The 14,480-nt window shown below is 41.7% G+C and carries 16 protein-coding genes; 6 read left to right on the top strand and 10 right to left on the bottom strand.

Annotated elements, in window-relative coordinates:
• Positions 1–111: 111 nt before the first annotated feature.
• From FAX86_RS09710 to FAX86_RS09720, 3 genes are read left to right on the top strand one after another with little or no spacing between them, the layout of a single operon-like run.
• Positions 112–618 carry an RNA polymerase sigma factor gene (locus FAX86_RS09710; RefSeq protein WP_144393120.1) on the top strand — a complete coding sequence of 169 codons (507 nt, stop codon included), beginning with the start codon at positions 112–114 and terminating at the stop codon, positions 616–618.
• The gene (locus tag FAX86_RS09715; protein ID WP_144393121.1) at positions 615–1,055 is read left to right on the top strand and encodes an anti-sigma factor family protein; all 441 of its coding nucleotides are present in this window, start codon (positions 615–617) and stop codon (positions 1,053–1,055) included. Before FAX86_RS09710 ends, FAX86_RS09715 begins: the two co-directional genes overlap by 4 nt.
• A complete protein-coding gene (locus FAX86_RS09720; RefSeq protein ID WP_144393122.1) occupies positions 1,052–1,381 on the top strand; it encodes a YbjQ family protein in 330 nt (109 codons plus the stop codon). Before FAX86_RS09715 ends, FAX86_RS09720 begins: the two co-directional genes overlap by 4 nt.
• An 8-nt stretch (positions 1,382–1,389) precedes the next feature.
• Here FAX86_RS09720 and FAX86_RS09725 read toward each other — a convergent pair whose 3' ends face one another.
• Positions 1,390–2,238 (bottom strand): LysR family transcriptional regulator, encoded by an 849-nt coding sequence (locus FAX86_RS09725; RefSeq protein ID WP_144393123.1) that lies wholly within the window; start codon positions 2,236–2,238, stop codon positions 1,390–1,392.
• A 92-nt stretch (positions 2,239–2,330) separates the two neighbouring features.
• On the opposite strand from FAX86_RS09725, the gene FAX86_RS09730 reads away from it, so the two are divergent.
• Both FAX86_RS09730 and FAX86_RS09735 read left to right on the top strand, forming a co-directional pair.
• A complete protein-coding gene (locus tag FAX86_RS09730) occupies positions 2,331–2,684 on the top strand; it encodes a hypothetical protein (RefSeq protein ID WP_144393124.1) in 354 nt (117 codons plus the stop codon).
• 98 nt (positions 2,685–2,782) lie between these two features.
• Positions 2,783–3,151, top strand: coding sequence for a MaoP family protein (locus FAX86_RS09735; protein ID WP_144393125.1), 369 nt, complete (start codon positions 2,783–2,785; stop codon positions 3,149–3,151).
• Here the strand turns inward: FAX86_RS09735 and FAX86_RS09740 are convergent.
• From FAX86_RS09740 to FAX86_RS09755, 4 genes are read right to left on the bottom strand one after another with little or no spacing between them, the layout of a single operon-like run.
• Positions 3,148–3,591 carry an ATP-dependent zinc protease family protein gene (locus FAX86_RS09740; protein ID WP_144393126.1) on the bottom strand — a complete coding sequence of 148 codons (444 nt, stop codon included), beginning with the start codon at positions 3,589–3,591 and terminating at the stop codon, positions 3,148–3,150. The two genes, FAX86_RS09735 and FAX86_RS09740, sit on opposite strands and share 4 nt — an antisense overlap.
• Positions 3,592–3,615: 24 nt before the next feature.
• Complete coding sequence (locus FAX86_RS09745; protein ID WP_144393127.1) at positions 3,616–4,653, bottom strand: succinylglutamate desuccinylase/aspartoacylase family protein; 1,038 nt, start codon at positions 4,651–4,653, stop codon at positions 3,616–3,618.
• A gap of 6 nt (positions 4,654–4,659) precedes the next feature.
• Complete coding sequence (rimK, locus tag FAX86_RS09750) at positions 4,660–5,565, bottom strand: 30S ribosomal protein S6--L-glutamate ligase (protein ID WP_144393128.1); 906 nt, start codon at positions 5,563–5,565, stop codon at positions 4,660–4,662.
• Positions 5,566–5,600: 35 nt separating this feature from the next.
• Entirely contained in the window at positions 5,601–6,083 is a 483-nt protein-coding gene (locus FAX86_RS09755; RefSeq protein ID WP_144393129.1) for a YajQ family cyclic di-GMP-binding protein, read from the bottom strand.
• Between the two features lie 164 nt (positions 6,084–6,247).
• Here FAX86_RS09755 and FAX86_RS09760 point away from each other — a divergent pair, with 164 nt between their 5' ends.
• Positions 6,248–8,137, top strand: coding sequence for a DUF885 domain-containing protein (locus tag FAX86_RS09760; RefSeq protein ID WP_144393130.1), 1,890 nt, complete (start codon positions 6,248–6,250; stop codon positions 8,135–8,137).
• Between the two features lie 67 nt (positions 8,138–8,204).
• Here the strand turns inward: FAX86_RS09760 and FAX86_RS09765 are convergent, their stop codons facing one another.
• From FAX86_RS09765 to FAX86_RS09785, 5 genes are all read right to left on the bottom strand, one after another.
• Positions 8,205–9,647 carry an aldehyde dehydrogenase gene (locus FAX86_RS09765; protein ID WP_144393131.1) on the bottom strand — a complete coding sequence of 481 codons (1,443 nt, stop codon included), beginning with the start codon at positions 9,645–9,647 and terminating at the stop codon, positions 8,205–8,207.
• A 64-nt stretch (positions 9,648–9,711) separates the two neighbouring features.
• Positions 9,712–10,503 carry an SDR family oxidoreductase gene (locus FAX86_RS09770; RefSeq protein WP_144393132.1) on the bottom strand — a complete coding sequence of 264 codons (792 nt, stop codon included), beginning with the start codon at positions 10,501–10,503 and terminating at the stop codon, positions 9,712–9,714.
• Positions 10,504–10,588: 85 nt separating this feature from the next.
• The gene (locus tag FAX86_RS09775; RefSeq protein ID WP_144393133.1) at positions 10,589–11,824 is read right to left on the bottom strand and encodes a methyl-accepting chemotaxis protein; all 1,236 of its coding nucleotides are present in this window, start codon (positions 11,822–11,824) and stop codon (positions 10,589–10,591) included.
• Between the two features lie 151 nt (positions 11,825–11,975).
• Entirely contained in the window at positions 11,976–13,253 is a 1,278-nt protein-coding gene (gene hemL / locus FAX86_RS09780) for a glutamate-1-semialdehyde 2,1-aminomutase (protein ID WP_144393134.1), read from the bottom strand.
• Between the two features lie 101 nt (positions 13,254–13,354).
• Entirely contained in the window at positions 13,355–14,368 is a 1,014-nt protein-coding gene (locus FAX86_RS09785; RefSeq protein WP_144393135.1) for an aspartate carbamoyltransferase, read from the bottom strand.
• Positions 14,369–14,480 lie beyond the last annotated feature (112 nt).

Consider the following 14,480-nt stretch of genomic DNA (forward strand, 5'->3'; position numbering starts at 1 on the left):
GCGTTTATATTAGTTTTATTGTATTTCACTCGGATTTTACAGTAATTAAATGTAGAAAGAGGGAATATTTTATCAGGTGAGACGTTATTCCTGTATTAGAGAGCAAAATGGATGAAAAGTTCGTTGGTTAATCAAATGATTCAAGAGCATTCACAAGGTGCCTTTGCGATGGCAATGAACATGCTAAAGTGTCGCGATGATGCTCAAGATGTGATTCAGGATGCATTGTATTCATTGTTAAAGCAACCGCGACTTCCATCGGAATCTAATCAGTTTCGTATGTTGTTGTTTAAAGTTGTACGAAATAAAGTGATCGATCGGATTCGAGCGAAAAAAAAACGCAAAGCAGAGGTATTGGAAGAAGAACATTCGCCTTCCTGTGGGCATCATGAGCCTGATAATCAATATGAGCAAGCGCTCATGAAAACGCAGCTACAACAAGCTTTGACCGCATTATCTGCTGAACATCGAGACATTATTTTACTCAAAGATTGGCAAGGCTTCTGTTATGCCGATATTGCCAATATTCTGGGAATTGAGCCTGGAACTGTAATGTCTCGGTTACATAGGGCACGCCTGGCGCTGCGAAATTTACTGCAACAAGGTGACGATAAATGAGTAACTTATGCAAAGAGATTGAGCTGATGTTGTCCGGCTATCTGGATGGTGAATTAACTCAACAGCAATCACAAGGGGTCCATGCTCACCTCGAGCAATGTGAACAATGCAATAAATTGTACGCTGATTTGTTGGAGATGAAGTCGAGTATCGAAATTATGGAGAAACCGATTATGAGTGAGAAAGAAATGCATAAAATTATGGCTGATAAGCCGGCAAAAGGTTTATCTTATTTTGGTTGGGTTCTATTGATTGTGGGCGTCTCTTTTTTTGTTGGGGTAACGGCTTACCAATTTTTAATTGAAGACTCAACGAGCGTTTGGCTTAAACTCATTATTAGTTCGATCTATGGCGGCATTGCATTTTTATTTTTGAGTGTTTTACGTCAACGATTAGTAGCAAGAAAAACGGATAAATATCGAGGAGTTGATTTATGAGTCATATTATTATTGCGACCAGTGACGAGTTGCCTGGCTACACTGTAGAAAAAACGTTAGGAATGGTTCGAGGTAATACCATACGAGCGCGTCACATTGGACGAGACATTTTAGCTGGTTTGAGAGGTATTGTGGGCGGAGAAGTGCACGAGTACACCAAACTATTGGCTGAAAGTCGAGAGCAGGCTCTAGATCGAATGATTGAAGAAGCACGCTCTCTTGGTGCTGACGCCGTAGTTGGAACTCGCTTTTCAACCAGTTTAATGGCTCAAGGTGCAGCCGAGTTGCTGGCTTATGGTACGGCAGTGAAACTGAAAAAAATTTAGTCCTACGTTTAAGTTAAGGCCTTCCGGGCAGAGGTAATAATTTCGTCCCATCCTGGCCGGCTTTCTAAGGAGCGATGAAAACACATGTACACTTCTCGTTCCATAGAAGGCGCATCTTCTACTGGAAACAGTTCGTACTGATGGCTTTCAACCAAACTAGTAGGTAAAAATGCGAACCCTCCCACTTGATTCAGGTATTCAACGGCCATTAACCAGTCGTTAGCATGCAAGCGTGGAGACCGAATTTGAGGTAAGTGTTTGGCGTGCAATGCCGAAAATCCCTGCCCCCAATCTACCATCACATAATGATTTTCTTCGACATCGTTAAATGAACGCATTTTCGACGAACTGTAAAGTTTGAGCTCGATGGTCGTAATGTGTTCCGAGTTGACTTCATCTATCTTCGGAGGATCAAACACAAAGCCAATATCCAATGTGCGTTCTTGAATACGCCTCAATATTGATTTGCTGTCTAGCGATTCGGTGCGAGTATGTAAGTCGTTGTTTGATTCAATCAATCGAATAGGCAGAATGGCCAGTTTGGCTTCCCACAGCGATTGTGGTGCGCCAATGACAAGCTGAGATACAGACTCGGGTAAAGAGACATCTTGCACTGCTTGAGTCCAACTGTTAAGTATGAGTTCGGCATGATGGACCAGTCTTTCACCTTGCGGCGTGAGTTGGATGTTATTTCTGAAACGCTGAAACAAAGGTACGCCTAAAATATCTTCAAGCTGCTTTATTCGCGCGCTAACTGCCGATTGCGTCAAATACAGGTTTTCAGCTGTTTTGCCAAAATGCCTCGTTTTATTGACGTCGAGAAAGGTTCTAAGCAGGCTAATATCGAGGTTGTACAATTTTCTTTCTCGTTAAGAGTAATTTATTTCGTTTTATCTTACCCCAGCTTTCGTCCACTATTCCATCGAGAATTTTCTTTTGGAGACTGTTTATGACCATTAAATCTTTACTGGCCGTTAGTACTTTTGCTTTAACTGTAAGCTTTATTTCACCGATGAATGCATTGGCAAGCACCGATGAGCAGCTTGATCATATTTGTCAATTTTCGGCTGGAAAATTAGGGCTTGATTCTTCTGCATTAGAGTCTATGGTTTCTCAATGTAAAAGTCGTTTCGCAGGAAGAACCTTTGAAACTGACGAGCCAGTTTCAGATGACGACGCTTATGCGATTGAAGAGCGTTGCGCTGAGAGTGCTCAAGAAAACGAAGGGCAAGAGTTTGAACAACTGTTTGAGAAGTGTCTCTCTGATGAGCTGTTAGCGCTTCTTGATCAAGTAAGTGGATAACCATCAAATTTTTTTATCATAACGATAGAATTGTTTTGTTAAACATTTCTTAAAAGTTTTGGTAGAAAGCGAGTGTTAATTAGTTGGAGGTCTTAGCTATGCAGACACGTGAGAGTTTTTTAAGTCGACGCTTTTTTGATGATCAGCATTACCCCTATGGTTTTTCTCGATCGGGTGATTTCACCATTGCTGAGGTGGATTGCTTAGAACAAAATGGCAATCTTTTTCGGGCGTTAATGGCTGGTTTGGTCCAAAATACAACCGAGGAAGATGAGCAATTCATTCGAGTTGTTCGCGGTGAAGTGGAAGCAGAAACTTTAGCAGAGAAAACCTGGATAAAGTATCTCAAGCGCAGCAACCGTGCGCCTGTATGGCTAACCACTCGGCGCATTGTTGAAGACGATTCGGAATTTGATGTTTCAGATGATGACCTCGACGATACTTTCGACGAGGCTTTAGAAGCTTAACTTCCGCCAAGAACATACTCGCATTCTGGGTCGACAATCAGTCGGCCCTGCATCGCTTCGCGTCCAAGAAGCATCATGTATGTCATTCCTGAGCGATCAGTCAGTGTTAATTCGATCGACCACTCATTGTCTCCCATTTTTATGATGGTATCGATGACATACCTATTTTCTTTTATTGCATTTGAACTCTTAATTGAGCGGATCGCTTTTACTTTTGCTTTTCTTCGAACAATTTTTTCAACGTTATGATAGTCGGGATGAATGTCAAAGCTTATCCATAATTGATCGGCTTTTTCAAACTCTTGAAGATTATCGACATGTAACGAAGACGTTTTTGCACCTGTGTCGACTCGAACATGTAGGTCGACAATTTCTAACTCTGGCAAATCACACAGTTCGGTGATACCGACGGTTTGCTTGTGTGGATTCGGATTGGTCATTTGTTTTTCCTCTACCAGTGAAGATTAAGATTGAGATTCTGGGGGGATCTCTGTATTTCCGTATGAGTCCTGAAACTTTTCAAATCGTTCTATGACACTCTCTTCTCGTTGCTTAAAATAAGCAATGTGATATACGGCTTCACCTTCATGAACCAAAGGTATGTTTTGTTTTCCAATTATAACACCGTCTGCGTGACTGTTGATCGTATCGATGATTTCTCCGTAGGGATCTTTGACTGTTGCCAGGTTTTCTCCCTTCGATACATAGTCACCCAATTGGTGTATGTGAGTTATAAAACCACTGTCGGGGGCTCTAACCCAACCGCTTTCTTGAACAACATAAGGTTCCAAAGGCGTGCGTTTACTTTTACTTTTGGCGAGCATGCCTAAGTGTCGCAACGTATTTACGACGCCACGGTAACCGACGCGAATACTCATTTCATCAAATCTTAAAGCTTCGCCTGCCTCATAAAGCAACATGCAAATTCCGAGCTCGTTGGCGCTTTCGCGCAGGGAGCCATCTCTTAAGTTTGAATTTATAATTACTGGAACGCCAAAAGCTTTCGCCATTGCTAAAGTTTTCGGGTCGTCTAAGTTGGCGCGTATCTGTGGCAAGTTACTGCGATGTATCGCTCCTGTGTGAAGGTCGATGCCATAATCGCACTTTTTTACGATTTCTTGCATGAATATATGAGCAATGCGACTGGCGAGAGACCCTTTTTTACTGCCTGGAAAACTGCGATTAAGATCTCGTCTATCAGGTAAATATCGGTCGTGATTCAGTACGCCATAGGCGTTTACCAAAGGAACAGCAATTAATGTTCCTTTCAGGTTTTTAATGCTTTTACTATTAATGACACGACTAATGATTTCGACGCCATTGAGTTCGTCGCCATGTATTGCTGCACTAATAAACAGTGTTGGGCCAGGTTTGCGACCATGCTTTATATATACCGGCAAAAACATGCTCGTATCGGTATAAAGACGCACAATCGGAATTTCTAACTTCCGTGTTTCACCTGGCTTAATGGTTTCGCCTGCAATTTCAAAATCGTTTACCACTGATTTTTAACCTTTTCCTTTGGTTTTTGTTTTGTTGGGTTTGGCTTCCTTTTCAATAAATTCAAAAATCATACTGGCAACGTCCTTACCTGTCGCTGATTCAATACCTTCTAATCCGGGCGAGGAGTTTACTTCCATTACGACTGGGCCACTGTTAGAGCGTAATATATCAACTCCGCACATATTTAGTCCCATTGCTTTGGCTGCTAGTACGGCTGTTTTTCTCTCGGTTGGAGTCAGTTTTATGAGCTCTGCGCTACCACCTCGATGCAAATTAGAGCGGAACTCTCCAGGAGCTGCTTGGCGCTTCATTGCTGCGACCACTTTTCCGCCTATGACGAGACATCGAATATCGGCTCCACCGGCTTCTTTAATGTACTCTTGCACGAGTATATTCGCTTTAAGTCCCATAAAGGCTTCAATAATGCTTTCGGCGGCTTTGCGAGATTCTGCGAGTACAACGCCAATGCCTTGAGTTCCTTCAAGTAGCTTAATTACTACCGGAGCTCCACCAACAACTTTTAATAAGTCATCGATTTTGTCTGGGTGGCGAGCAAACCCTGTTTTGGGCAATCCGATACCTTTTCGAGATAGCAGTTGAAGTGAACGTAACTTATCTCTTGAGCGGCTGATTGCGACCGATTCATTGATTGAAAAAGTTCCCATCATTTCAAACTGGCGTACAACGGCAGTTCCATAAAAGGTGACTGAGGCTCCTATCCTTGGGATGATCGCATCATATTTGGGTAAAGCTTCACCTTTGTAACGCACGGCTGGACGATTACTGGTAATATCCATATAACAATGGAGGGTATCGATAATTTCGATGTCATGCCCAGCTTTTTCACCCGATTCTTTAAGGCGGCGTGTTGAATATAAATTTGGATTTCTCGAAAGAATAGCGATTTTCATAATAGTGTTGATGCCCCTTTAAATTTTATTATGAGTTAGTCTCTGAAGTTATCAAACTGGAACGGTTGACCCAAGTCGAGTTCCCTAATAACGCTCATAGCGGATTGCAAATCATCTCTCTTTTTGCCAGTTACTCGAACTTTGTCACCTTGAATGGAGGGCTGTACTTTTATCTTGGAATCTTTAATATTTTTAACCAATTTTTTGGCAACGTCTTTATCGATACCTTGAATAAAGTTAACAACTTTGTAATACATTTTTCCAGAATGTATGGTTTCACCTGTTTTTAATACTCGAGGATCAATGGAGCGCTTAGTGCATTGGTTGCGCAAAATTTCCATCATTTGCTGAACCTGAAAATCACTTTCAGTCGAAACTTTAACGCTGTCATCGTTAAGTTCAAACGTAGCTGAAACATTCTTAAAATCATAGCGAGACGTCAGTTCTCGATTGGCGTTTTCGACCGCATTTTTAATTTCGGTGTTATCGACTTCGGTAACAATATCAAATGATGGCATTACTTAAATCCTGTTAGTTTTTTTCTAAAAAGTGATTTGGGTAACATAACAATCCTGCTTTCTTATCTCGAAATATTGCAGGTGTTATGTCAGACTACAGACATTATCCTACAGCTCAACAGTATAGTAAAAGAACTGTGACGTACCAGAATAGGGAATCTCATATGAAAATAAAGTTTTGTGGGTTACTTTTAATCTTTTTGTTCATTATTACTGGATGTGACAGCAATGATGATGAGCCACCGCCGCCTCATCCTGAGCTCTCTAAGTTACCGGAAGCAAAAACTGAGCCGGTTAATTCGGCGCTTAATTTCGATGAGCTCAGTGAAAGAGCCAGCCAAATCCTTTTTCAAGGTCGGCCTGTTGACGCCACTCTATATGGTTTGGATTTGGAGCAAGTGGGAGAATATTACAATAACCAATTGCCTGATTATTCTCCAGAAGCTGAGTTAAAGTTTAGGAAAACTTTGTTCGAGATTTCAAAATCATTCAAGGAACTAAAGTCTGCCGACAACGCATCTGCTGCCGATAATCAAGCAGTGATGGCAGATATTGTTCGCTATTACGCAGGTCATCCTGAATTTGATATCGGTTATATTGATGTGTGGATGGGATTATCGCCCTATATTATTAACCAAATTAATGGTCCTCTGCTCGACATTCCTCGAACCATTCAAAATGATCAGCCAATTACCAATGAGCAACAAGCCCTGGACTACATAGCTCGATTAGCACAATTTGATCAATTCACTCAAAGCATTGTACAAAAGTTTAATTACGATATGGAAAAAGGGTGGATTCCTCCTAAAGAAGTTTTACAAGGGGCTTTAAAATATCTCAATAAATTTACGAAGCCGAAACCAGAAAAGCACCCCTTGGCAATTAATTTCTTTGAAAAAATTGAAAGTGTTGACTCTTTATCTCTTGACCAAAAAGCAGTTTTGACTGATGAATTGACAAGACAAATGGAAGATGTTGTTTATCCGGCTTACAAATCGGTGGCAGAGAATGTTGCTGCAGCGTTAGACAAAGCGCGCGAAGAAGATGGAATTTGGGCGCAACCGAATGGTGAAAAATATTATCAAGATGCCATTTTACAGTTGGGTAATTCAACGTTGAGAGCCGATGATATCCATCAAATAGGTTTAAATGAAGTTAAGCGAATAAGCGCTGAGATGAATAAAATATTGAATCCGATGGGATATAACAAAGGAAGTGTCGGTCAGAAAATGAAGCGTATCAATTTGGAGTCGCGATTTTTATATCCGGATTCAGATGAAGGACGAGCAACTTTGTTAGCCGACTTAAATAAATACATTGAAGAAATTAATGCCAAAATGGGCGATTTATTTAAAACTAAGCCGCCCTATCAAGTTGAAGTGAGAGCATTTCCTGAAGAAGTTCAAGATGGAGCGCCAGGAGGTCAATATACGCCTCCAGCATTGGATGGCAGTAAACCAGGTATTTATTGGATAAATTTGCGTGATATGAAAGCGAATCCAAAGTATGGACTTAAGACGTTAACTTATCATGAGGCCAATCCTGGACATCATTGGCAAATTGCTCTTAATTTAGCGCAAGATGATTTGCCCTTATTACGTCGAATCGCGCCATACAATGCTTATGTCGAAGGTTGGGCTCTGTATTCGGAATTAGTTGCTAAAGAAATAGGCATGTATGAGAAGGATCCATTTGGTGATTTGGGACGATTACAAGCAGAACTTTTTCGCGCGGTCCGTTTAGTTGTTGATACTGGATTGCATCATAAAAAATGGACGCGAGAAAAGGCTATTAAATATATGGCTGATACAACAGGATCGGCAGACTCTGAAGTTGTCTCTGAAATAGAGCGTTACATGGCTTGGCCTGGACAAGCGCTAGGATACAAATTAGGAATGTTGAAAATTGTTGAGTTGCGAGAAAATGCCCAAAAGAAATTAGGCGAGCAATTTGATCTAGCTGAATTTCATGATCTAGTGCTATTGGGTGGTGCTGTTCCAATGACCGTACTAGAGCAACGTGTAGAACGATGGATTGCTAAGAAAAGCTCATAGTTTTTAATTAAGAGATCTTAACTGAATATTACTGTAAAAAGTTAAGATCTCATTGGCGAACGTACTTTTAATATTTGATACACACATTTTTCGGTTCGGTGAAAAAGCGCATGGCTTCTTCACCACCTTCTCGACCAACGCCTGAAGATTTCATGCCGCCAAACGGAGTTCTCAGATCCCGTAATAGCCAACTATTAATCCATACGATGCCAAAGTCTAATTGTTTGGCAAGACTATGGCAGCGGGTTAAATTATTGCTCCAGATTGAAGTTGCAAGTCCATAGTCTGTTCCGTTGGCAAGTGATAAGGCTTCTTCATCTGAATCAAAAGGTTGTATTGTGCAAACAGGACCAAAAATTTCTTCTTGGTTCGTTCTGCAGTTTAACGTTAAACCCTCTATCACTGTTGGCTCGACAAAAAAGCCATATTCGCATCGACCATCCAGAGTCACTTGTTTTCCGCCAGTTAAAACGGTTCCACCTTCTTGTTGTGCAAGTTCAACATAAGATAAAACTTTTTTCATATGTGGTTTAGAGACGAGTGCACCGTGTTGAGTTGCTTTTTCTAAAGGGTCACCAATTTTTAATTGCTTAACTTTTTCAATAAAAGCATGTTTAAATTTATCGTAGATGCTTCGTTCGATATAAATACGAGAACCGCATAGACAAATTTGTCCTTGATTTGAAAATGCAGATCGAACAACTTCGTTGACAGTTCGATCGAAGTCACAATCAGCAAAGACTAAAGTGGGATTTTTTCCACCCAGTTCCAAAGATAATTTTTTAAACATCGGTGCGGCAGTCGCAGCGAGTTTTTTTCCTGTTGCTGTTCCGCCCGTAAAGCTGATGGCTTTAATCTTTTTGTGTTCTACTAACAGCTGTCCAATATTTGGACCACTACCATGTAAAATATTAATGACTCCCTTAGGTATGCCGACATCATGACAAATTTTCGAAAATAGATAGGCTGTCATTGGTGTCACTTCCGAAGGCTTTGCAACGACGGTATTTCCACTAGCCAATGCGGGTGCGACTTTCCAGGTAAATAAATACAATGGAAAATTCCATGGTGAAATGGTTCCAACAACGCCAATGGGATCTCTTAATGTGTAATTGACACCTGTTTCTCCCATGTTATGGCTTTCACTGGAAAACTGAGTGCAGGCATTGGCAAAAAAGCGAATGTTAGCGGAAGCACGGTAGCTATCGACGGCTTTGGCAAAGGCAACGGGTTTTCCATTGTCAATTGCTTCTGCTTTTGCGAGTTGATCGCCGGCTGCTTCAACAGCATCGGCTAATTTATGCATTAATCGCGAGCGATCTTCGGTCGACATTGCTGACCACTTAGGAAAGGCCTTTTCTGCAGCCTGAACAGCTTGCTCTAAGTCTGATTTATCAGACTCGGGAATTTTTGAATAAACATTTCCGGTTGCAGGCTCAATATTATCAAGGTACTCGCCACTCGCAGGTGCGCAAAACTCACCGTTTATATAATTTTCAATATACTTCATTTTGTGTCCGCATGATTGTTTGATAAATAAAATTTTAAGCCCGCAATCGCGATTTAATCGAAAACTACAGACAGCCTGTTCGACCACCATCAACGGGAATGTTTACGCCAGTAACATAGGCAGCTGCTGGTGACGAAAGAAAACCAACCACATTTGCAAATTCTGCTGGTTCTCCAAATCGGCGCATCGGAATAATTGACTTTTCTAGTGCCTCGGTTTCTTCAATAGACTTTTCGAGCTTTGCGGCTTTATTCTTTATAATTGCTTCAAGTCGCACCGTATTAGTTGCGCCAGGAAGTACATTATTTACTGTAATATTAAACTGTCCAAGTTCGTTGGCTAACGTTTTTGCCCAGTTAGCGACTGCGCCTCGAACAGTATTCGATACCCCAAGGTTTGGTAACGGTTGTTTTACTGAGGTTGAGATGACATTGATGATTCGACCATATCCTGCGGATTTCATTGCAGGTAATATTGTTTGAACTAAATTGTGATTATTAATTAGATGCTGATTGAATGCGTCAATGAATGCTTGTGACTCTGCAAGATGAGCCGGGCCAGGTGCGGGACCTCCGGTGTTGTTTATAAGTATTTCAAAGCTATTGACTGAATTTAAGTGTGATTCGATCGTTTCTTTTACCTGAGCTGTCTTTGAAAAATCAGCTGTAATCACAAAATGAGTTTGGCCTTTTGAAGTGTCTAAAGTACTTTTTACTTCTTCCAATTTTTCTGCGTTTCTGGCAAACAAAGTAACGTTAGCGCCTTGAGCTGCAAGTTGTTGAGCAATTGCTTTTCCAATACCCTGACTACTGCCACAAACCAACGCGTGTTTTCCAGAAATATCTAAGTTCATCATTTAAATTTACCGTGATCATTTTATGGATCCGGTATTCTGAATTATTCACTAGGATAAATCTAGAGGGAACGAGGAGTGGTCAGACTTAAAATAGCTCGACGTTATCTTCTGACTCACTATTTGATGTGGAGGATTCTCCAGAATCTTTCTGACCACTGGCTTGCTTAAACTTATTGACTTGTTCATCAAGAGACCCTGAATACGTCATCAGCCCTTGCATGTGTTGAATGAGAATTTGAATTCGTTTATTGGTGTCTTCAGAGAGTCGCTCGATGGTTTCACCAATTGTGTTGATGTTATTGGTGGCGTCAGATTGTTGTTTGGATGAACTTGCAATTTCTTCAGCCATCGTGCTTATCGTAACAATACTTTCGTTAATCTGTTCCATCGACTTTTGAGTTTGCTGTAAACTATCGAGCATATTAAATGTTGTATCGGTCGCTTCATCAACCTGCCGCATCAAGCTTTCGTTAACCTCCAGGTTTTCAGAAAGTTCCTTTGTGATTTCATCAGCGGATAATTGTGTTTTTTGCGCCAGATTTCTCACTTCATCTGCAACCACGGCAAATCCACGTCCGGCTTCTCCGGCACGAGCTGCTTCAATCGCTGCATTGAGTGCTAATAAATTTGTTTGGTCTGTTATGTTTTTTATCATATCAACCATTTTCAACATGGACTGACTTTTGTCGTTGAAGCCACTCATTTTGTCACGCAGCGCTTTCATCTGTTCGCCCATAGTCTGTGCGATATTGGATGTTTGTGCCATCTGACCACTGCCTTCACTACTGGCCCTTTGAGCCTCAGAAACTGCATTGGCTGTTTTTTCGGAATTGTGAGCGATTTCTTGGGCTACACCACTAACTTCTGATACTGATTTAATCGTTAAACGGCTTAAATGAAAGCTGGTTTGTGTATTTCCTGTTAAGCCACTAATTTCATGCTCTGCTTCAATTATTTTGCTGTTAACGAGTGCAGCAACCTGGCTAACGTCCATCAACAAATTTTGCGTATTGTTAAGCATGCTATTTAAGTGAGTTGCTAACTCGGCATTTTCATCATGTGCATCTATTGTTACTCGCTCAGTAAATGATGATTTTTGCGTTGAAACTTTATCTAGGACCATGATGATTTGATCGTGGCCTCTGGATTTTGATTTTATCAGTGATAGCACCATCGTAACGGTAAGCGCAGTAAGCACCAAGCTTGTAGCAAATATGCTTGTCGGAAATGATTCACTAGACTCAAAAAGAGCAAAGAGCAGGAAGGCGCAATTGGCCAGAACAAGAATAATAACTAAACCCACTCGATGGAGTAACTTCATAATCCCTTTTTTGATTTCGAATATTTTAGGTTAAGTGTAGTCTGAATAGGCTATGAAGCAATAATTAGCGCTTTGGTCTCGCTAATTAACGAGACCAAAGTACAAATGCAGGTGATTAAATAAGATTAGCTTTGATTTACGCGTCTTTTCTTTATAGCTTGGATAACGCTTCTTTCGCGGTCGTCAGGGTTTTGTCTAATTGCGTTTGTGTGTGTGCTTTTGAGACAAATCCTGCTTCAAATGCGGAAGGGGCCAGGTATACGCCTTCATCGAGCATAAGATGGAAGAATTTTTTGAACCTCTCGATATTACCACTCGCAACTTGTTGATAAGTAGTAACTTTACTTTCCTCGGTGAAGAAAAATCCAAACATGCTGCCGACATGATTGGTGGTAAAGGGAATGCTGGCTTCATCAGCCAAAGATTGCATTTCCGCCGTTAAGCTTTTTGTGTACTGGTAAATGCTGTCGAAAAAGTCCGGGGTTTGCATTAACTGAAGAGATGCTAGCCCAGCTGCCATGGCGACGGGGTTACCGGATAAGGTACCCGCTTGATAAACTGGCCCGGAAGGCGCCAGGTGTTGCATAATTTCTTTTTTACCGCCAAAAGCACCAACAGGCATTCCGCCGCCGATAACTTTGCCGAGCGCAGTTAAGTCGGGAGTAACATCGAAGAGGGCTTGTGCGCTACCTGTCCCTACTCGAAAGCCGCACATGACTTCGTCGAAAATAAGAACCGATTTATATTCGTCGCAGAGTTTTCTTAATCCAGCCAAGAATCCATCGACTGGTGGTATGCAGTTCATATTTCCGGCAATCGGTTCAATGATGACCGCAGCGATATCATCTGAGTGAGCTTTCATCAGCGACTCGACGCTCTTAAGGTCATTAAATGTCGCGGTTAGGGTATGTTTGGCAAAATCAGCCGGAACACCGGGTGATGTAGGCTCGCCCAGCGTTAGCATTCCGCTACCAGCTTTGACAAGCAAGCAATCAGCGTGGCCGTGGTAGCACCCTTCAAATTTGATGATTTTGTTTTTACCACTGAAACCGCGGGCCAATCGAATTGCCGACATAGTCGCTTCGGTTCCAGAATTGACCATTCTTACTTGGTCCATTGAGGGTATCATTTGGCAAACTTGTTCGGCCATTTGTATTTCAATTTCCGTGGGCGCGCCGAAGCTCAAGCCATTTTCTGCTGCCTTAATAACGGCTTCTCGAATAGTCGGATGATTGTGTCCGTGGAGCATTGGTCCCCAGGATAAAACATAATCGATGTATTCTTTACTGTTGGAGTCATAAACGTAGGGGCCGTCGGCTCGTTTGATAAATACAGGATCGCCGCCAACGCCATTGAAGGCTCTTACCGGAGAATTGACTCCGCCAGGAATGTACTGCGTTGCTTTTTGGTATAAATTTTCATTACTCATAGTTAAGAATTATCTTGTGTTGTTCGTGTTTAGTTTTACGGTTAATCGCGCTTCTACAGTTAAAGCGTTTTATTTTTGTTCATCAGCAAAAGGTTTATTCATTATTTGGTTAACCCATTAAACCAGTTGACTGGGCGCTCATATTTCACCAATTGATTCTCAACTCCTAAAATGCATGCAAAGAGAGCCATTCGGACGAGAATTCCATTATCGGTTTGTCGAAAAATTGCGAGTCCGGGTTCGAAGTTAAGGTCATTGTCGAGCTCATTGGCATCATTTCGAGAATCGCGGGGTAGTGGGTGCATAATGACTGCGTTTGGCTGACAGTGTTCAAAATAAACTTTCTTATTGAGCCTGAAATATCCGCGATAGCGATTAGCTTCTTCTTGAGTTGCAAAGCGCTCTTCTTGAATTCGGGTCTGATAAATAATATTGGCTGAAGGTAAGCCGTCGTCCAGTTTATCGCTGACGTAAACCTGATGACCTGCATTTTCTAACATATCAACGTATTCTGTTGGCATAGCGAGAGCTTGTGGTGAGACCAATTGAATTTTTAGACCCGAATATAAAGATAATAAACTGGCCAGTGAGTGCACTGTTCTTCCATGCTTTAAGTCGCCTAGCATTGTTAAGCTTAAATCTTGCATCGATTTTTGTTGAGTCGCGAGTTCTTGTTTAATCGTGAATAAATCAAGGAGAGCCTGAGTTGGATGCTCATTCGGACCATCACCGCCGTTAATAACGGGGACGCGACTGCCAACTGCAAATTCCGCTGCAGAGCCAGCATCTGGATGACGCATACAAATGATGTCGCTATAACCTGATAAAACTTGTGCAGTATCGTAAAGTGACTCGCCCTTTGCCAAAGCGGATGAAGAGAGGCCTGTCGTTTCTCTGACTTCGCCGCCAAGTAAATTGAATGCGCAGCCAAAACTGACTCGGGTCCTGGTGCTGGGCTCAAAAAACATATTTCCTAAAATGGCACCTTCTAAAACACGAGTAACTTTTTTGCGAGTTGCATATGGCCGCATGGCTGATGCGACGTCAAAAAGCTGATCGATAAGTTCCAAGTCGAAATCGCGCACCGATAAAATATGCCGGCCTTTAAGAAACATAAAGAGTTAACCTCAACTAGATAGGAGATGCGTTTGAGGCGCTATTTTAGACGTTTTTTAGTGGAAAGTCTTTCCCGGCCGATGAGTTATTTTCTCTTCTCATGCGCCACGT

The organism is Pleionea sediminis (assembly GCF_007570825.1).
GTDB classification, from domain to species: Bacteria; Pseudomonadota; Gammaproteobacteria; order Enterobacterales; family Kangiellaceae; genus Pleionea; species Pleionea sediminis.